The organism is Streptomyces sp. NPDC000941 (genome assembly GCF_053599555.1).
The window spans coordinates 25,997-45,343 of record NZ_JBSFMM010000052.1; the positions used below are offsets into that span (position 1 = coordinate 25,997).

11 protein-coding genes, 5 pseudogenes and 1 CRISPR repeat array are annotated in these 19,347 nt (G+C 68.4%); of the genes and pseudogenes, 4 read left to right on the forward strand and 12 right to left on the reverse strand.

What is annotated here, in order from left to right; translation table 11 throughout:
- Positions 1-151 precede the first annotated feature (151 nt).
- Complete coding sequence (locus ACWDSL_RS18835) at positions 152-448, reverse strand: hypothetical protein (protein ID WP_450486707.1); 297 nt, start codon at positions 446-448, stop codon at positions 152-154.
- A gap of 341 nt (positions 449-789) precedes the next feature.
- Here ACWDSL_RS18835 and ACWDSL_RS18840 point away from each other — a divergent pair, with 341 nt between their 5' ends.
- Complete coding sequence (locus ACWDSL_RS18840) at positions 790-1,452, forward strand: DUF6585 family protein (RefSeq protein WP_450486709.1); 663 nt, start codon at positions 790-792, stop codon at positions 1,450-1,452.
- A gap of 181 nt (positions 1,453-1,633) precedes the next feature.
- Positions 1,634-2,911: pseudogene (locus ACWDSL_RS18845) on the forward strand (transposase); the annotation flags it as partial.
- A 2-nt stretch (positions 2,912-2,913) separates the two neighbouring features.
- Here ACWDSL_RS18845 and ACWDSL_RS18850 read toward each other — a convergent pair.
- Both ACWDSL_RS18850 and ACWDSL_RS18855 read right to left on the reverse strand, forming a co-directional pair.
- Positions 2,914-3,405, reverse strand: a pseudogene (locus ACWDSL_RS18850) (IS982 family transposase); the annotation flags it as partial.
- 66 nt (positions 3,406-3,471) lie between these two features.
- Positions 3,472-3,852, reverse strand: a complete 381-nt coding sequence (locus ACWDSL_RS18855; protein ID WP_450486711.1) for a YrdB family protein — start codon at positions 3,850-3,852, stop codon at positions 3,472-3,474.
- A gap of 274 nt (positions 3,853-4,126) precedes the next feature.
- Here ACWDSL_RS18855 and ACWDSL_RS18860 point away from each other — a divergent pair, with 274 nt between their 5' ends.
- A complete protein-coding gene (locus ACWDSL_RS18860) occupies positions 4,127-5,365 on the forward strand; it encodes an MFS transporter (protein ID WP_450486713.1) in 1,239 nt (412 codons plus the stop codon).
- Between the two features lie 69 nt (positions 5,366-5,434).
- On the opposite strand, the pseudogene ACWDSL_RS18865 reads toward ACWDSL_RS18860, so the two are convergent.
- The 9 genes and pseudogenes from ACWDSL_RS18865 to ACWDSL_RS18905 form a co-directional block, all read right to left on the reverse strand.
- A pseudogene (locus tag ACWDSL_RS18865) lies at positions 5,435-5,560 on the reverse strand (hypothetical protein); the annotation flags it as partial.
- A 136-nt stretch (positions 5,561-5,696) separates the two neighbouring features.
- Positions 5,697-6,863 (reverse strand): NAD(P)/FAD-dependent oxidoreductase, encoded by a 1,167-nt coding sequence (locus ACWDSL_RS18870; protein ID WP_450486715.1) that lies wholly within the window; start codon positions 6,861-6,863, stop codon positions 5,697-5,699.
- Positions 6,864-6,899: 36 nt separating this feature from the next.
- Positions 6,900-7,613, reverse strand: coding sequence for a GntR family transcriptional regulator (locus ACWDSL_RS18875; protein WP_450486717.1), 714 nt, complete (start codon positions 7,611-7,613; stop codon positions 6,900-6,902).
- Positions 7,614-8,498: 885 nt separating this feature from the next.
- Positions 8,499-9,164: pseudogene (locus ACWDSL_RS18880) on the reverse strand (integrase core domain-containing protein); the annotation flags it as partial.
- A 28-nt stretch (positions 9,165-9,192) separates the two neighbouring features.
- Positions 9,193-10,116 (reverse strand): IS3 family transposase, encoded by a 924-nt coding sequence (locus tag ACWDSL_RS18885; protein ID WP_450486719.1) that lies wholly within the window; start codon positions 10,114-10,116, stop codon positions 9,193-9,195.
- Entirely contained in the window at positions 10,113-10,421 is a 309-nt protein-coding gene (locus tag ACWDSL_RS18890) for a transposase (RefSeq protein WP_450486721.1), read from the reverse strand. The genes ACWDSL_RS18885 and ACWDSL_RS18890 overlap by 4 nt, the downstream gene beginning before the upstream one ends.
- A gap of 72 nt (positions 10,422-10,493) precedes the next feature.
- A pseudogene (locus tag ACWDSL_RS18895) lies at positions 10,494-10,916 on the reverse strand (integrase core domain-containing protein); the annotation flags it as partial.
- A 192-nt stretch (positions 10,917-11,108) separates the two neighbouring features.
- Positions 11,109-11,750 carry an SMI1/KNR4 family protein gene (locus tag ACWDSL_RS18900; RefSeq protein WP_450486723.1) on the reverse strand — a complete coding sequence of 214 codons (642 nt, stop codon included), beginning with the start codon at positions 11,748-11,750 and terminating at the stop codon, positions 11,109-11,111.
- A gap of 1,278 nt (positions 11,751-13,028) precedes the next feature.
- Positions 13,029-13,196, reverse strand: coding sequence for a hypothetical protein (locus ACWDSL_RS18905; protein ID WP_450486725.1), 168 nt, complete (start codon positions 13,194-13,196; stop codon positions 13,029-13,031).
- 304 nt (positions 13,197-13,500) lie between these two features.
- Positions 13,501-16,214: direct repeats of the CRISPR family, unit length 29 nt; unit sequence CGGTCCACCCCCGCGTCGGCGGGGAGCAC.
- Positions 16,215-16,403: 189 nt separating this feature from the next.
- On the opposite strand from ACWDSL_RS18905, the gene ACWDSL_RS18910 reads away from it, so the two are divergent.
- Positions 16,404-19,259, forward strand: coding sequence for a CRISPR-associated endonuclease Cas3'' (locus ACWDSL_RS18910; RefSeq protein ID WP_450486727.1), 2,856 nt, complete (start codon positions 16,404-16,406; stop codon positions 19,257-19,259).
- Positions 19,260-19,347: the final 88 nt, after the last annotated feature.

Genomic DNA, 19,347 nt, shown 5'->3' on the forward strand with positions numbered 1-19,347 from the left:
GCTGGGCGTTTCCTGCGGATGGTGAGACAGCCGGGGCGACGTAGTGTGGTACGCGTCAGGGGCTCGTAGGCCGTGTTGTAGGGACCTTACGCAGGTGTCGTTCACCCGTGATCAGGAGTCGGTCGGTGCACTCGGCGCGGGCTGTACGTATTCATGGTTCGGCGAACGCGTTGGACCGGGGACTTTGCGGCGGCGTCGGGATGGCGGGTGCGCGGTTGCCCGCGAAGACGGCGTCGAACGCGGCGGTGAACTTGCTGTCCCGGTCCCGGATGAGAAGCCGGAAGCACCCAGCCCTGTCCTCGAGATCCATGAGCATGTTGCGGGCGGGTTGGGTGACCCACACGCCTGTAGGGCGTGCGGTGACACCCAGGACGTGAACGCGCCGGGTGGCGATCTCCATGATGAAGAAGACATAGAGACGTCTGAGGAAGATGGTCTCTACGTGCATGAAGTCGCAGGCGAGCAGCGTGTGGGCCTGGGTGCGGAGGAAGGAGAGCCAGGTCTGCTGGGATGCGCGCTGCGGTGCGGGCGGTAGACCGGAGCAGCGCAGAACGCGCCGGATGGTGGCGGCTGAGACCCGGTGACCGAGCCGTCGGAGCTCACCTTGGATCCTGACGTACCCCCAGGTCGGATTTTCTCGCGCCAGGTGCTGAACTAGGGCGGGTGGCAGGCGCTGTGCGAGAGCGGAGAGCAAGCTTCTGGCTCACGTCTGGTGTACCGTGCGGGCTGAAGCTGGCCTGCCCAGCCGGGGAGCGGAGCCACGGCCGGCAACTTCGGGTGGGAGATGACGTGCAGCGCAGCGACGGCATACCAGTGCCCTCGTCCTTCTCGGGGATCGCGTCGAACCGCGCCATGGGCAGGCTTGTGCACGCCATGAGCGGAGGTTCCCGACTCCAGGCCTGGCAGAACAAACAGCTTGTGATCGTCGTGTACGAGCAGGGCAGCGTGGTCGGCCTCGCCGATGACCCGGCCCCCTTCCACTTCCGCTACGACGAGGTGAGCAGCTTTACCCAGGACGTGGTGAAGCGATACGTCAACCAGAGCTACCGAGGCATATCCACCACCTGTTGGATCGGCCTCAACGATGGCCGCAGTCACCGGTTCCAGGGGCAGTCCACTCGGACGGAGCGCAATGTCGTCGACGATTTCCGCCAGCTTGTCGACCCGAGGATCGCCGCAGCCCAACTCCCGGGAATGCTGGCGATGATGCGCCAAGGGCAGGTTGTGGCCTTCGGCGCCTATGTCCTGGAGCCGGGTGCGCTCACCACCGGGACCGGCCGCAAGCACAAGCGGCTGCCCTGGGCCCAGGTCGAACAAGTCACCTTGGAGCGCGGCCTCGTCAAGGTGACCGAGCGGGGGCGACGCCGCGCCTGGGCCACCGCGAGCACCTCCGCCGTCCCCAACCTCACCGCGTTCTCCAACCTGGTGCGCGAAGCGCAGGCAGGTCGCTGAACGCCCCCTGCTCCGAGCGGTTGGTGACGGACCGGCTGGAGTTCCGTCGTCCACTGACGCCTGACTGATCCTGTTGCCCATTTGCCGTTTGTGCTGGTCGGGGTGTTGATCGTTGCGGCAGGCTGATCTGGTGGCCGGTCCTTCTCGTTCCCGGTCACGGAGCGGGAGGGGCACGGTGTCGATGGAGCCGCGGTCGTGGCCGGAGCCGGCGCCGGAGGTGGCTCGGGCGGTGCGGGCGAAGTACTCCGGCCGTCAGGTGCCGCTACCGGTCGTGGTGCGTGATCGGCTCGGTGAGTTGTTCCCGGATGCCGAGTTCGCGGAAGCGTTCGCGGTGACGGGGCCACGTGGCTGGTCACCGGGCCGCTTGGCACTGGTCACGGTGCTGCAGATGGCCGAGAACCTGACCGACCGGCAGGCTGCCGAGGCGGTGCGGGACAAACTCTCCTGGTCCTACGCGCTCGGACTGAGCCTGGAGGATCCCGGCTTCGACTTCAGTGTCCTCTCCCAGTTCCGCACCCGGGTCGCCGCCCATGGCCTGGAAGAGAAGGTGCTGGACTTGTTGGTGGCCAGGCTGGTCGAACAAGGCCTGCTGGCCAAAGGAGGCAAGCAGCGCACGGACTCCACCCACGTGATCGCGGCGGTGCGCGACCTGAACCGGCTGGAACTGGCCGGGGAGGCGGTTCGCGCCACACTCGAAGCGCTGACCTGCGCGGATCCGGACTGGGTCGCACAGAGCGTGGACGTGGCCTCATGGAGCAAGCGGTACGGACCGCGGGTGGACAGCTGGCGCCTGCCCACCTCCCGGACCAAGCAGCAGAAACTGGCCGTGGACTTCGCCCGGGACGGCTTCGCCCTGCTGGGCGCGGTCTACCACTCCAGCTCCCCGGTCTGGCTGCGCGAACTGCCCGCGGTGCAGGTCCTGCGGTGTGTGCTGCTGCAGAACTACACCCGCACCACCACCCGAGGCGGCCGGGAGGTCGTCAAGCGGCGGGAGAAGACCGATGAAGGCGGTGACGGCCGCCCGCCCGGCCACCTACGTCTGTCCTCGCCCTATGACACCGACGCCCGATGGTCCGCCAAACACGACATCTTCTGGAACGGCTACAAACTCCACATCAGCGAAACCTGCACCTCCGCCCCCGAAGCCGCACGCACCCACCCGAACCTCATCACCAATGTCGCCACCACCCACTCCACGCTTCCCGACAGCAAGGCTCTCGACGCCGTCCACCACGCACTCCAGCAACGCGGCCTGATCCCCGATGAGCACTATCTCGACTCCGGCTACGCCACCGCCGAACTCATCCACGGCTCAGTGAAGACCTACGGCATCGCACTGATCACGCCGGTCCTGCTGGACACCTCCCGGCAGGCCAAAGCCCAGGCAGGCTTCGCCGCCACCGACTTCACCATCGACTGGGAAGCCGAGAAGGCCACCTGCCCCGCCGGGCATACCAGCAACGCGAGCGCCCAAACGATGGGCATCCCGGTCGGGGTGCACACCAGGTACAGGCGAAGCCCCCAGAAGAACCGCGAGTGCGAGGCGCAGTACCCGTATCCGGCCCAGCCGGCCATCTCCGACCGCTTCACCGTCGGATGCGAACGCCCGCACTCCACGGGTGTCGAGTCCACGATCCATTGGTTGTCGAACCAGAAGTCCGTGTCCACCGCGAGCATTCGTATTGCCTTCTTGACCAACGGCAATGCGGCCTTGAGACGCTTGTTGTACCCGGACTGCTGCGGCAGGTACGGGAACATCGCGGTGAGGTGCTTGCGGGCGTACCGCAGCCACCGGGCCTCGGAGTGGAAGCCGAGCAGTGCCTGGGCCACGGCGAGCGTGACCAGCTCGGCATCGCTCAACTGCGGTGGACAGCCCATCCATCGCTCCACCTCCAGCTCGTCATCGATCTTCACGTACAGTGCAGTCAGCAGGGTGTCCAGATCGTTCGTCACACAACGATCATGGACACCCTGTTCACGTTCCCGGACGCACCGCCCTCTGATACCCACGGGGCGGACTCAATGCCTGAGCAGCCACAGAACCCGGTCCCACGACAGCAGGTGGTACACGACCAGCGCACCGGCGAGGATCACGGCGAGAGTGCGGGATCCCGCCTCGTACAACGCCGCCGCACCACCGAAGAACACAGCCAGCTCCAGCAGGAACCGCAGCGGACCAGGTGTCGCAATCACCGTCCCTCCGGACCGGGATGCATCGTCTGGGGTGGCAAACACTCCCCACAGCACAGCCACGGCCAGCGGAACGGCTACAACGGAGACGTACCGCAGGGAAGCAGGCACGGCAGCCCATGCCCAGAGCCCGAAGCACACCAGTGCCACCAGCTCAAACACGAACCTCACACCAAGAGCCAACGGGCGAAAGCCATACCCGAACGACATACGCGCAATTCCTTCCGTCGCAGCCCCTCCATGATCACAGACCGGCGAACGGGAAGACCACACATCGGACTTGCTCGTCTAGGAGTGACACAGGTTTCCGGCACCCACAGGGCACGACGCGGTGCGGCTACGTCCCCTGCGTCCCCGGACATGACCGCAGTCGACCGAGAGTGCGCACGCCATACTCCGTTGACAGCCTGTCCGATAGCGAGTGAGAGTGGCGTCCCGTTGACATGAACGGGACCATAAAGGGGCGGCAGTGGCTGAACAGGGCATGGCTGATGACCTGGGCGTCAAGGGCACACCGGTCGATGCGCCACTGTGGAGCAGTGATTTTCGGCTGTTCTTCTCCGCCCGCACAACGTCCCTTCTGGGCGACTCGATGATCCCCGTCGCGATCACTGCTGCCGTCGTCGAGGCGGGATACGGGGCGAACGGCGTCGGCTACGCGCTGGCCGCACAAATCGGGCCCTTCGCCGCGCTGCTCATCTTCGGCGGGGTGCTGTCCGATCGCTTCGGGGCGCGCAGGCTCATGGTCATCGCGGACGGGGCTCGGCTGTGTTTCCAGACGGTGCTCGCGCTGTTCTTCGCGCTGGGCACGCCGCAGTTGTGGCAGATCCTGGTGCCACTGGTCCTGGTGGGGGCTGGCGGGGCTGTCTTTCAGCCGGGGGTCGCGAGCATCACACCGCGCATCGCACGGGATGTTCTGAGGGCGAATGCCACACTGCGCGTCGCTGAAGCGATCACGATCGTCGTCGGCCCGTCGCTGGCGGGGCTGCTGCTGGCAGTCTCCTCACCCGCGGTCGTGATCGCTTTGGACGCCGGGACGTTCGCGGTCAGCGGTGTCTGCCTGCTGCTGCTCCGCTCGGTCCAGATGGTGCCAGCGGGCGGAAGCGGCGGCGTGTCGTCGTTCCGTACAGACCTCGTCGAGGGGTGGTGTGAGTTCCGGGCCAGGACATGGCTGTGGAGCGTCATCGTCGTTTTCATGTTCTTCCAGCTGGCCGCCGCGGGCCCCACCCTCACCCTCGGCTACAGTGCGATAGTCACCGAGCACGGGGCCTCTGTGTTCGGTCTGGTGATGTCGACCCTGGGCCTCGGCAGCGTGGCCGGCGGGATCATCGCGATAAAGCTCCGTCCACGGCATCCGCTCCGTGCCGGCGCCATCGCCATGACCGCCTGGGTGCTCATGCCGCTGACCGTGGTCCTCGACCTGCCCGCGCCTCTACTCGCGACGGGCTTCGCGCTGAGCGGAGTGGGCATGGCGTTCTGGGCCGTCATGTTCCACACCAGCGTGCAAACGCACGTCCCGCAGCGGATCCTCGGCCGGGTCCACGCCTACGACGCGGCAGGTTCGCTTGTGATGAAGCCGGTGGGGCAGGCGACGGCCGGACCGGTCGCCGCCGTCGCCGGGGCAGTGCCGGTGCTGTGGATGTCCGCGGCCGCGGGGGTCGCCGCCTGGGCGCTGATGCTGGCGATCCCAGCCGTACGCGACCTGAAACGCGTGGACCGCTGAGCCCCGCGGCCGGGCGCACCAGTCAGGATCGTTGGTGGAGACGTTGAGGCAGCTGCGCTGCGGGCCGAGTTACCCGAGCCGGCCCGCGGCCGACTCCGGCAGCGTGACGGAAACGTCGAGCTGGGCCAGGATGAGACTGGCGATGCTCAGCACGGCGGCGAGGATCCAGAAGAGCCAGAACGGGTGGGGAAGCTTGTTCCCGGCAACGCTCGATCGCGCCGATCACACGGAACAGCCTGCTCATTCTGCTCTTGGTTTGTGTGTCGCGGGTGTCCTTGGCTGTCATGCCATCAGGCCTTCCGTGAAGGGAATCGCGGCGCAGGGCTGTCGGCTACTGCTCGCCCAGACTGGTGGCGTGCTGATCCACCTCGATGTCCGAGCTCCGTACGCCGGTGAATCGTGTGGGCCGGAAGACCCCAAGGAGGGCCTGTTCCTGATCGGTTGTGATCTCGTCCGCGACCAGCCGTCCCAGAATCGGCGCCAAGGTGACCCCGCTGTGCGAGACGAGGCAGTAGACGCGGGACTGCGCGGAGGCGTAGCCGGCGACGGTGTGGCCGTCTGCGGGCAGTGACCGGAAGCCGACGCGCAGGTCGATCTTCGGTGCCCTGCCCGGGGCGGGCAGCAGTGCGGAGAACCGCCGAGCGAGGGTGCTCGCGATGTCCCCGTCCGCGGACGGAGGGTCTTCTGGATCGACGTCGGCGTTCAGATCGAGAGCCTGCAGGACGGTATGCCCGCCGGCCGCGGGGCGGAGGTTGAGGCCGGGGCTGTGGATCACACAGCGCAGGTCGAGTTCCGGGGACCTGGCGTACCCGAGCAGACCGACGGTCTGCGATCCGCGACCGGTATCCGTCACCATGGGAACGTCGATCCCGGCCCGTGCGGCGAGGCGTTCTGTCCAGCGGCCTGCCGCCAGGACGACTCGATCGCCCGCGCAGACCTCGCCTGTGGCCAGGGTGACGGATACTCCGTCAGGCCTGTCGGCGATGGCCACGACCTCGCCGATCGCGCACGTGGCTCCGTGCCGCTCGGCGTCCGCCAGCAGGTTGTTCACGAAGAGGTCCGGCAGAACGTATCCCTCGCTGGGGAAGTGTGCGATGCCCGTGATGGCCGCCGGGATGCGGAGATCACCTGCGATCCGCGTTGCTTCGTCGGGCGTGACCCAGTGTGCGGGGTAGCCGAGGGCCTGCAGTCGTTCCACGTTGTTGGCGAGCCGCTGCTCGTTTGTGGCGTCTGCCCACTGCAGCGCGCCGCTGGGGAAGTACGACGGCATGCCGGGCAGTTGCTCGGCGAGCCTGGTGTGCTCCTCCATCCCTGCGAGGTTCAGCCGGTGGTAGTCCGGGTCGGGCTTCCTGCTGGAGTTGGTCCATGCGAATGTGGTCGCGGTCGTACCGGTGCCGGCTCCCCACTGATCGAGCAGGAGAACGTCCTCGCCGGCGACGGCAAGCTGCCGCGCGACGCTCACCCCCAGCACGCCGGCACCGATGATAATGACCTTCATTGTGTGCACATTTCCTTTCCGGCAGCGGCACGCTGCTCATATGGCGGGGACGGGAAGCTCCAGGAAGAACTCGGCGGTTCCCGGACGGACGAGGGTCGTGACCACCTCGACGGTGCTTCCGTCATCGGCACGCAGCTCCCTGCGCCTCATCAGCGCGGGCGTTCCGGTCTCGCTGTGCAGCAATGTGGCGTCGTGCTCGTCGAGGGCCACCGGGTCGAGGTAAAGCCGGATCGCGTCGATCGGCACTCCCCTGCGCTGCAAGTACGGGAGGGTGACGAGGTCTTCGAGGTTCTCGTTCAGCAGGTCGGGGGCGGCCGCGAAGAGCACGACGTGCCGCTCGACCGACTGAGGCTCCTCGCGGACGTTCAGCTTGCGGCGGACCAGTTCCACTACGGCCGTGTCGGCGGAGGCACCGGGGAGGGCCAGGATGGCGTCGGCGGCCCTGACAATCCGCGCCGAAACGACTTGGTGTCTGCCCGGTGCCCCCTTTGCGGCTGCCGTGGGGGTGACGAAGTTGAGCAGATTGATCTGCCGCGTCACATCCGCGACGAACGATCCGTGGCGCCGCCGGCGGATCGCCAGTCCCGCCTCGGCCAGGTCGTTGAGGACCCGTTGGGCCGTGGCACGGCTGACGCCGTACTCGGCGGAGATATCCATCTCGCTTGGCAGACGCGAGCCAGGCGGCAGGGCCCCAGCCCGGATCTTCGCTTCGAACTCTCGCCTGATCTGTACATAGAGTGGCACGGTCATGGGTAGACCGTACATTCACTCAATTGACTGGTAGGAGCGAGCTGACCAGCCAGTTCTGCGCCCGCGCTTATGGGCGGGACGCCGTTCGCGACCTGTCCCGCGCGGTTGCCGGGCAGGTTCGAGGGCGACCGCCAAGCCGAGCCGACGACGGTACGGACGCGGTTGCGCCCGGTGCCTTCCGGAACGCCGATGACGGGCGAGATCGGACCCGCCTTCACCGATTCACTGAAGACACGTCGGCCCCGTAACGGCCGACGCCGTTCCCACGGCGGAGATCCTTTTCAGCCGGTAGTCGAGTGCCAGCGGGCTGGGCCCTTGCCTGATTCGTCATGTCGGTCTCCTGCCTGATCTGCACGGCGACCAGCGCCGCCCTTAGACCGTACAATGAGCCAATTGACCGGACAATAGGCCTGTCGGTGGCGGGCCCGACTTGATCCGGCACTCGTTGTAGTCCCGCCTGCGTGCAACGAAACGTCGATGCCAGCCGAGGAACGTCCCTGGTGTCATGGGGGAACACGTGTGCCTGGTGACACCTGGGTATCAGCGAGGACAGTGCCGCGAACCACCGCCGGTCCGCCCACTCACCTGGAGCGATGCGTTGCTGAACGGCACAGGATGCTGGAGCAGGCATTGACCGCACTGGCGGCCGCGGGCGGAGCTGCCGTGGTCCAGGCCGTGGGAACCAACGCCTGGGCTGGCCTGCGGCAGGCGATGGTGCGCTGGTTCGCCTGGGGCGACGCCCGGCGCGAGCAGGCGGAACTGGAGCGCCTGGACCAGACCGCGGGCGAACTACAGGCCGCGGACGGCGACGTGGCAGAACGGGCGCGCATCCTGTGCCGCTCGGAAATACGATTCGATGCCGTGTACTGCGGCGATGCCGTTCGGTCAGGCAGCCTGGCGGTACTCGTTGATCAGGCCACCGAGAACGGGCCGTCGTTCGATTCGATGGGGCGTGAGGTCGGTGACGTTGGCCAGGGCGGGTAGTTCGGTACTGTCCGGGGGGAGTTGCTGCCGGGACTGGTGGGGGCGGTGCTGGTTGTAGTGCCGGATGTACTCGGTCAGCACCTCCACGGCATGCGCCTCGTTGTAGATCAAGAGCCGGTCGAGGACTTCGCGGCGTAGGGTGCCCACGGCTCGCTCGCAGACTGCGTTCGCCTTCGGTGCCCGGGGCGGGCTGAGCAGGATCTCCATGTCGTCGGCCTGGAAGACGGCGTCGAAGGCGCTGGTGTACTTGCTGTCCCGGTCCCGGAGGAGGAAGCGCAGGGAGTCCATCCGGCACCCCAACGTCATGGTGAGGTTCCTGGCCTGTTGGACGGTCCACGGGACGGTGGGGTGCGCGGTGACGCCGGCGAGGTGAACGCGCCGGGTGCCGTGTTCGATGAAGACCAGGGCGTACAGGCGCTTGAGGGTGATGGTGTCGATGTGGAGGAAGTCGGCGGCGAGGATGCCGTGGGCCTGGGTGGTGAGGAATTCACGCCAGGTCGGGCCGGAGCGCTGCGGAGCGGGATCGATGCCAGCCGCGTGCAGGATCTCCCAGACTGTGGACGGTGAGCTTCCCCCGCTGTGCGGGAGGTGCTGACTAGCTGGTCAGGGCGGGTTGGCGGGGTTTCAGGTTCACCGGTTCGGTCGTTGCCTGGTTGGCGTAGTGCTTCTCCTCGAACTCGATGGGGCTGAGGTAGCCGAGTCGTTTCTGGATGCGGCGGGGGTTGTAGAACCCGTCGATGTATTCGAAGAGCGCGAGGTTCGCCTCGGCCCGGGTGGCGAAGGTGCGGTCTCGGATGCCCTCGGTTTTGATCAGCATCCATAGGTTCTCGGCCAGCGCGTTGTCGTACGAGTCGCCCACCGACCCTATGGACGCATCAATTCCTGCCCGCACCAATCGCGTTGTGAGCTTGATAGACGTGTACTGGCAGCCGTGGTCTGCATGATGAATGAGCGTGCCGGGCTCGACTTCGCGGCTGGCCAGGGCGTACTCCAGCGTGGTCAGGACCAGGTCGGCATCCGCGCGGGCGGAGGTCTCCCAGGCCACCACCCGGCGGGAGAACGCATCCCGGATCGCTGACAGCCACAGCGGCCCTTCCAGCGTGGAGACCATGGTCAGGTCGGTGACCCACAGCCGGTTCGGTGCGGGGGCGGTGAAGTCGCGCCGTACCAGGTCCGGGGCGAGGCCGGCGTCCGGGTCGCGGCGGGTGAAGCCCTTGCCGGTGCGGCGTGGGCTGATGCCGGTGAGACCGGCTTGGCGCATCAGCCGCTCGACCCGTTTGCGGCCGATGGCTACGCCCTCGCGCTTGAGGACGGCATGCACGCGCGGGGAGCCGTAGATCCCGCCGGAGTCCGCGTGGACCTGGCGGATCTTCTCGGTGAGCCCGGCGTCCTGGCGTTTCCTGTAGCACGGTTCCTCCTCGGCCCGGCACCACCGGTAGTAGGTGGAGGAGGGGATGTGCAGTTCCCGGAGTACGGGCTCGACCCCCAGGTGCGGGTGCTCGTCGATGAGCGCTCTCACCTGGGCCGGGTCGGGTCGAGCTGCGCGGCGAAAAAAGCCGAGGCCGTCCGCAGGACCTCGTTCGCCCGGCGCAGCTCGCGCACCTCGCGGCGCAGCTGGGCCAGCTCTGCCTTCTCCTCGGTGGTGAGCAGGTCGTCCCGCTCGCCGGCGTCGGCCTCGGCCTGCCGGATCCAGCCGCGCAGGGCCTCGTGATGCACGCCGAGCTCCTCGGCGAGGCGGCGGATGACGGGCTTCGGTTCCGACGCGCGATACATCCGCACCGCACGCTCACGCAACTCCAGCGGGTATTTCCTGGGGGCAGGCATCGTCAGATCTCCTCTCACGAGATCCATCTGACCTGCTGTCACCTCTCCTCGCATCTCGGGGGAACCTCACGGGGCGATCGGGTAGCCGAGGCGTGCGAGTTCGCCCTGTATCCGGCGGTGGCCCCACGTACTGTTCTCTTTGGCCAGGCGCAGGATGAGCTGTTTGACGGTGGGCGCGGTGGACGGCCTGCCGGGGCGGCGGTGCTGGGGAAACGTCCACTTCCGCGCAATGAGTTGTCGATGCCAGGCCAGCAGTGTGGTGGGGGTGACTGCGAATACGCGGCGCCAGTGTTCCCGCGGGACCAGTCAGGAAAGGATAGCGAGCCAGATTCGGTCGGCGGGCTCGTAGCGGACTCGGGCGATCTGGCGGCGTAACACCGCGTTCTCGTGCCGCAACGCCAAGACCTCCGCGTCCTTGGCCACGCGGCTGCGCAGCACCGCTGCGGGCACCTTGATCAGGTTCCGGACCAGCGTGGTGACGATTGAAAGCGGCATCGGCAGATCATCCCAGGTGCCGCGCAGGCCGCCGCCCTGCGCGGAGAAACTGCAGGCCAGAACAGAATCGTATTTCCGAGCGGGACAGGTGGCGAGGGATCGCTACCCGGTACGACAAAACCGCTCAGTCCTACGAAGCGGCCGTCGCCCTCGCATCACTCCTGATGTGGGCGTGAAGGCTAACGAACCAACTCAGTCCATGTCCTCCTCGTCCTCATCCTCCTCCATGCTCTCGTAGCCGGAGTGGAACAGCGTGGAGAAGCTGGGGTACTTCGTCGTGTCGCCGTACTTCGGTGCGAACTCGTAGGCGGCCCACTCGCCGTCCGGCCCGACGTCGGTCGGATCGAGCAGCCAGAAGTCCTCTCCCCGGGCGATTTCGATAGACCGGCGAAACAACTGAACATCGTCCTCGTTGCCGGGTATCGAGTCGTAGGTCTCGGCAACGCGTCTGCCGGCCTCGCTGTCCCGCATCCACACGACGCGGCCGCACGGATGGACGTCGTCCACCCAGGCATCCAGGCGCGTCCACCCGTCGCTCGCCAGGAAGAATCCCCGCAGGCTCGGTGGGAACCGCACTCCGAGCCGCTCCTCGGATGCCACCAGAGCTTCCTCCCGAGCAGGGGCTTCACCCAACCACGGCTCAACCCGCTCCCCTTGATCCAGAGCTTCCAACTGATTGTCGTCCAGCAGATCGACCAACTCTTTGTCGTCGGCACGGACCTTCACGTACAGCTCGCCGTATCGCTCCAGAAAGACACGCCACTCCTCCGGCGTGGTCAGAACAGCGGCAACTTCATTCTCTTCAGGCTCAGTTGTCTCACTCACGCCGATCATGGTGCCAGGTGGCTATGACAATGCCGATGGCTGCCGACCGTACCGCGTGCGAGGGCCAGCTCGTAGTTGCTGCCTCTGATGCGGGCGTGGCATTTGACGACACCGCCTAGGCCCCCACAGTCATCATTCGGCCACGCCCTTGACCGATCGTCACGTCTCTCGTTTCCGTCAGCACCCACGCCACCCCAGCCACCACTCCTTCAAGCACGGGCAGAGCAGCGAGGAGCGGCCCGAATAGCAGACGCCGGAGCCCACGCCACGCAAGCAGGCGGACTCCGCCGTCCTCGTCGGGCGGTCCACCCCCACGTCGGCGGGGAGCACTCGGCCGGTGCGTTGGTCTCGCCCTCCGGCGGCGGTCCACCCCGCGTCGGCGGGGAGCACGGACGTGTACGCCAGCGTCATGGGGATGGGGTCGGTACACCCCCGCGTCGGCGGGAAGCACCACATTGCCGATGTCGTGATCAACCTGGTCCGCGGTCCACCCCCGCGCCGGCGGGGAACACACGTACTCAGCGATCGCCTGCACCATCGCGGTCGGTCCACTCCCGCGTCGGCGGGAACACGATGTACCGATCGGCCTCGGCGCAGGCGTCGGCGGTCCACCCGCGTTGGCGGGGAGCACGTGCCTCCCCAGGCGTACGGCACTCCCTTGTACGGTCCACCCCCGCGTTGGCGGGGAGCACCCGCGCCGCGTTACGGACCCGCCGCAACTCGGCGGTCCACCTCCGCGTTGGCGGGGAGCACATCTCCGGCTGCGCGTCGAGCATCCGTGCGAGCTGTCCACCCCCGCGTCGGCGGGGAGCACGCGGGCGCGCCGTAGGTGCCGCGACGCCATAACGGTCCACCCCCGCGTTGGCGGGGAGCACCTGATCGGGGATGAGCCGGTTGACCTTGAACTCGGTCCACCCCCGCGTTGGCGGGGAGCACCCCATCGGGGGCGCCGGGCGGGCCGCAAACCGCGGTCCACCCCCGCGTCGGCAGGGAGCACAACAGCAGGGCACCAAGCCCGGCCCGTTCCGGCGGTCCGCCCCTGCGTCGGCGGGGACCACTGATGACCTGGCCGACGCCTCCGCCCGCAGTCGGTCCACCCCCGCGTCGGCGGGGAGCACGCTCCCGGGGCAAACCCCGGCGGGGCTTTCGCCGGTCCACCCCCGCGTCGGCGGGGAGCACGGGGTGGGCACCCCGAGCCCGCGCATGTACTCCGGTCCACCCCCGCGTCGGCAGGGAGCACAGCTGCCCGGCGTTGGTCATGTCGATGGGCTGCGGTCCGCCCCCGCGTCAGCAGGGAGCACCTGCGGCCCGGGCAACTGCCGCGCCTCGGGAACGGTCCACCCCCGCGTCGGCGGGGAGCACCTTGAAATCGGACAGCCAGTTGCGGGCATTGCCGGTCCACTCCCGCGTCGGCGGGGAGCACAGCAGCGGAACGCCGTTGTAGGTGGCCACCATCGGTCCACCCCCGCGTCGGCAGGGAGCACGAGACCTTCGCCCTGGAGGCGCTCGGGCGCGTCGGTCCACCCCCGCGTCGGCGGGGAGCACTGAGGCGACGTTCGCCGCGTACATGGTGACCGCGGTCCACCCCCGCGTCGGCGGGGAGCACCACGGTGGTTCGTACCGGCTGGAGTTGAAACACGGTTCACCCCCGCGTCGGCGGGGAGCACTCGACGACCGGCATGCCATCTGGACCGCGGACCGGTCCACCCCCGCGTCGCGAGGAGCACTTGGGGCGCCCCTTGGGACGGCCGGGCTTGGCCGGTCCACCCCCGCGTCGGCGGGGAGCACGACATCCGCCGCCACCTCATCCGTGTGTTCGGCGGTCCACCCCCGCGTCGGCGGGGAGCACGAGTTGACGGCAGCTTCGGCGCCGGACTCTCCCGATCCACCCCCGCGTCGGCGGGGAGCACAGTTCCGGCATCTTGAAGTCACTCCGAGCATGCGGTCCACCCCCACGTCGGCGGGGAGCACGAGGAACGGCGCGTACGTTCCCGGGTGTGGTTCGGTCCACCCCCGCGTCGGCGGGGAGCACGTGCTCGTACAGCCAGTCGTAGACGTCCGCTTCGGTCCACCCCCGCGTCGGCGGGGAGCACTACTGGCCGACCACCAAGCGCGCGTTGGAGGGCGGTCCACCCCCGCGTCGGCGGGGAGCACGCACGGTCTAGCCCAGCAGTACTACGCCCAAGCGGTCCACCCCCGCGTCGGCGGGGAGCACAGACGGGCGGTGAGCTCCCGACTGTCGGTGATCGGTCCACCCCCGCGTCGGCGGGGAGCACAAACTGACGCCGCATCAATGCCGATTGTCTCGCGGTCCACCCCCGCGTCGGCGGGGAGCACCCGATCGCCTCGCCCAGCTCGCGGAACGACATCGGTCCACCCCCGCGTCGGCGGGGAGCACCGTGCCCAGGTCCGGATCGCGGCCAGCTGCTCCGGTCCACCCCCGCGTCGGCGGGGAGCACAAGACCAGGCCGAGCGCTGGCAGGACGTACCGCGGTCCACCCCCGCGTCGGCGGGGAGCACCTACTGGTGACGCCCGCCGAAAGGCGCTGGGACGGTCCACCCCCGCGTCGGCGGGGAGCACCACGGATGCCCGAGGAGCCCTCTGTTCATCGCCGGTCCGCCCCCGCGTCGGCGGGGAGCACGTCGGCAGAATTCGTCAACATGATCACTTCTCCGGTCCACCCCCGCGTCGGCGGGGAGCACTCCCACTTGTGGGCCAGCGGGTCGTTGCCGATCGGTCCACCCCCGCGTCGGCGGGGAGCACCCCAAGCCGGAATGCCCGGAGCGCGTGGGGTTCGGTCCACCCCCGCGTCGGCGGGGAGCACGTCCACGTCCGGATCATCCGGGGCCCGTAGTCCGGTCCACCCCCGCGTCGGCGGGGAGCACCCCTACAAGGTTCCCGCAAGAAGGCGGTATCACGGTCCACCCCCGCGTCGGCGGGGAGCACCTCTGTAGCCTTCGCCAGAAACACGTGACTGGCGGTCCACCCCCGCGTCGGCGGGGAGCACGCCATGGCCATGATCTCGTCCGGCGGCAGCAACGGTCCACCCCCGCGTCGGCGGGGAGCACGTCATCGAGTACAGCGGGGTCCCTCCCAGAACCGGTCCACCCCCGCGTCGGCGGGGAGCACCAACGGCCGCGGCGGTCGGGTGCTGATGCTGGCGGTCCACCCCCGCGTCGGCGGGGAGCACCCTGAAGCCAGCACCGGAGTTCGGAACACGTACGGTCCACCCCCGCGTCGGCGGGGAGCACCGCCCGTGAGGCGCTGGGTGCCCTCCCGAACACGGTCCACCCCCGCGTCGGCGGGGAGCACCCTGAAGCCAGCACCGGAGTTCGGAACACGTACGGTCCACCCCCGCGTCGGCGGGGAGCACGGCCGTCGCGAGTTGCTTGTCGGGGTACTTCTGCGGTCCACCCCCGCGTCGGCGGGGAGCACGCCCACGGCCAGCGCTTCGACATTCCCGGCTGCGGTCCACCCCCGCGTCGGCGGGGAGCACGACGGGGAAGGTGTGGTCTACCGAGCCGAGCACGGTCCACCCCCGCGTCGGCGGGGAGCACCATCGCTGGATGCGACGGGTGCGCCCGAGGATCGGTCCACCCCCGCGTCGGCGGGGAGCACGTGACGTACACCGGCCCCGTGACATCACCTCGCGGTCCACCCCCGCGTCGGCGGGGAGCACGAGATCGACCCCGCGTTGAGGGTGTAGGTCTGCGGTCCACCCCCGCGTCGGCGGGGAGCACTGCGGAGTGAGCACGGCGACCCACTCCTCCAGCGGTCCACCCCCGCGTCGGCGGGGAGCACCAGGCGTCGATCTTCGACGTGCGGTTGAGCACCGGTCCACCCCCGCGTCGGCGGGGAGCACTCCTGCCGGGCGTGCCCGCCCACGTGCTGAACCGGTCCACCCCCGCGTCGGCGGGGAGCACTGGTCCATGTCTGACTGGGGCTGGTCATGCTGCGGTCCACCCCCGCGTCGGCGGGGAGCACCCGGACATCGATGATCCGGAGCACTACCGCATCGGTCCACCCCCGCGTCGGCGGGGAGCACCAGGAAGGCCCAGAGAGGGGGTCTCTCCGGGCCGGTCCACCCCCGCGTCGGCGGGGAGCACGCGTCCGGGCCGGTAGCGGGCAGGGCGGTGTGCGGTCCACCCCCGCGTCGGCGGGGAGCACGGCGGGGGAACTACAAGTCGTCGGCGGGGGAACGGTCCACCCCCGCGTCGGCGGGGAGCACGAGCAGGTGGAGCGGGAGCGCGCCGAAGCTGCCGGTCCACCCCCGCGTCGGCGGGGAGCACCGGCGGGCGGGGATTCGCGGTTGGCCGTGTGGCGGTCCACCCCCGCGTCGGCGGGGAGCACAGTCAGGGGTGTACGGACTTCCGTACAGCGACCGGTCCACCCCCGCGTCGGCGGGGAGCACCCCGCACCGCCCGCTGGTGGCCCCTGAGCGACCGGTCCACCCCCGCGTCGGCGGGGAGCACACTTTCTGACCTGCACGTTAAGAGGGTCTTTGCCATTCCTTTGTCGTCACTCGGGTGGGGCGCATGGGCGCACATTACACGCGCACGGCAAGGGGTCTGAGCGGTTTGCGGTCCGATTGTCAGTCCTCTGTGCTTTGATGCCGCATCGTCTCCGGAGCAACAGACAGGGGGTGGACGATGCGAGCAGCTATGAGGGAGCTGGACACGAGTCCGTGGGGGAAGTCGCGTGGGCTCAGGGAGCCGTACGACCTCGTGTTGCATCTTCTGGATACAGCAGCCATGGCGGAGACGCTGTGGGACGTCTACCTCACGGACGGCCAGCGCCGCACCGTTGCGGCCGGTCTCGGGCTAGGTCAGGCGTGGGATCAGGCCCGGGTGGTGGTGGCGTTTTGGGCTGCGCTGCATGACATTGGCAAGCTCTCTGTTGGTTTTCAGGCGTCAGACCGGGCGGGCTGGGAGCGTCTGAGCGCGGTCCTCGCTGGGGATCAGGGTGTGGCAGGAGCGGAGCGGGTGGGGCATGCTCAAGCGGGGATGGAGTGTGTTCCGGGGCTTCTTCAGGACCTCGGCTACGAGGATTCGGGACAGTCTTGCGCACTCTGGCGGGCTGCCGAGGTCGTGGGAGGGCATCACGGTCGGTTCCATGCGTTGGAGCAGGATCGTGTTCTCAACCCGCACTTTCGGGAGCTGCTGGGTGGCGCGGCGTGGGATGAGCAGCGCAGTCGTTATGCGAAGGCCGTCCATGCGCTGTTGGGCGCTCCTGTGGCGCCTTCTGAGTGCTCTGTGGCCTGTGCGGTGCTGGTGACAGGGTTGGTGATTCTGGCTGATTGGTTGATGAGCCAGGAAAGCTATCTGCGTGAGCGTCTGGCCAGCCCTGCTGTGTCGTTGGAGGAGCATTTAGGTCTGGCGCGTGCGGCGGCGCCCGGGGTTGTGGCTGAGGCTGGGATTGCGCCGGTGACATTGGTGCGTAAGGAGTTCGCCGATGTTCACGGTTTCGCGCGCCCCAATCCCCTCCAGCAGTCTTTGATGGAACAGCTGCCTGGTGCTGTCGCGGTTCACGGGCCGGGGATTGTCCTGGTGACGGCGGCGACCGGGGACGGTAAGACGGAGACGGCGCTGGAGGCCGAGCGGATTCTCTCCGGTGCGAGCGGGAGTCAGGGGATCGCGTTTCTGTTGCCCACCATGGCGACCAGTGACCGGATGTACGCGCGGGTGTCGGGTTTCGTGGCCCGGCAGCTTGCGCGGGGCGTGTCAGAGGGCGCGTCGGTTTCCTTGACGCACAGCATGGCGTGGCTGAGTAGCGCCTACGGTGCGGTCGATGCGGACGCCGGTGCCGAGGTGCTGTCGTGCGAGGACCAGGCACAGGCTGCTGGCGATCGGGATGGTGCCGGGCTTGTGCCGAAGCGCTGGCTGCGGGGTGGGAAGCGTCCTTTGCTGGCGCAGTTCGCTGTGGGCACCATCGACCAGGCGCTGATGGCCGTTCTCCCGGTCAAGCACAACGCTCTGCGGCTGCTTGGCCTGTCGGGCAAGACGGTGATTATCGATGAGGCTCATGCCTATGACCCGTACATGCAGGTGCTGCTGGGGCGGCTGCTGCATTGGCTGGGCGCTTACGGGTGTTCGGTCGTGCTGTTGTCGGCCACGTTGCCGGTTTCGGTCAGTGACCGGCTGATCAAGGAGTACCTCAAGGGCGCTGGGCACAGCCGTCGTGCTCTGCGTGGACAGTCGTTCCGTGCCCCGTATCCGGGATGGTTGTTCGTGCCGGCGGCCCTCGGCGAAAACGGCCCTGTTCAGGTGAGCATTTCAAAAGCGATGCAGCGGAAGCAGGCTCGAGAGCGCAACAGCTTGCTGAAGGTCCAGCAGTACGCGGTGCGGCACACAGGGCGGCCCAGTGATGAACCGGGCGGCAGCCGAATGGTGGTGATGAAGCGGGAGTTGGAGCCTGCGCTGGGGCCGCAGGGAGGATGCGCCGTGGTGGTGTGCACGACGGTCGACGACGCCCAGCAGACGTACAAGGAGCTTCAGACGCACTTGGTCGCGCGTGGTCTGTCTGCCTCAGAGCTCATGCTCCTCCACGCGCGCATGCCCGGTGAGGACCGGGAGCGGCGTGCGGAGGCGATTGCCGAACAGCTGGGGCGGACAGGGGACCGGCCGCACCGGCGCATTGTCGTGGCGACTCAGGTGGTGGAGCAGTCGCTGGACCTGGATGCCGACGTGGTCATCAGCGATCTGGCTCCGCTCGCCCAGCTGCTGCAGCGGGCCGGGCGGTGCTGGCGGCACGAGAAGTGGTGGGCCGAGCACGGGCGGCCGGGAGGTCGGGAGCGGCCCGCATGGGCGAAGGCCGCGGGACCGCGTCTGGTGGTCCTGGACCCGTTATCCGAGGGCGGCGGGGTCCCGGCCCACTGGGGGGAGGTGTATCCCGAGTTCTTGCTGCGGGAGACCTCCGAAGTGCTTGCGGGGCGGGGGGATAAACCCGTCCGAATCCCGGAGGACGTGCAGGACCTGGTCGAAGAGGTCCACGGCGACCGCACGGACCGGTTTGATTGGGAAGACCCGGAGCGGTCGAGTATCTGGTCCGCCTATCAGGGCAAGAATCTCGCCTTGGAGACGGTCGGCCGTACGGTGGTGATTCCTGGGGTGCGCCAGGTGGTCGGTTTGGACGAGTTGCACCGGCTCGAACAGGACGAGTGGGAAGCGACGACCCGCCTGGGCGCGGATTCGCTGCGTGTGTTGTGCGTCTACCGGCAGCCTGGGGGACAGCTCACGCTGGACGAGGCGGGCGGAAATCCGCTGCCGGTTCCAGAGCCTGGTGAACGGATCCCGGCAACCGAGGTTCGACGGGTCATGCGGCGCACCACCCCTGTCCGTTCGACATGGATCGGGAAGACGGAGGCCGAGCAGGATGTCCCCGAAGTTTGGGGCGACCATCCTCTCCTCGCGGACCTGGTGTTGCTGCGTCACGACGTCGATGCCGAGGGCGTTCGCGGCGTCCGGCTTGAGCGTGGTGAGTTCCGCCTCGACCCCGATCTTGGCCTCCTCCGTACCTGACAACCCCTCAAGGTCCCCGCAGCTGATTGGGGAGTCCGAGGGGCAGTGTCAGTGCCATCGGATAGATCTGGACCAGGCGGCTTACGTG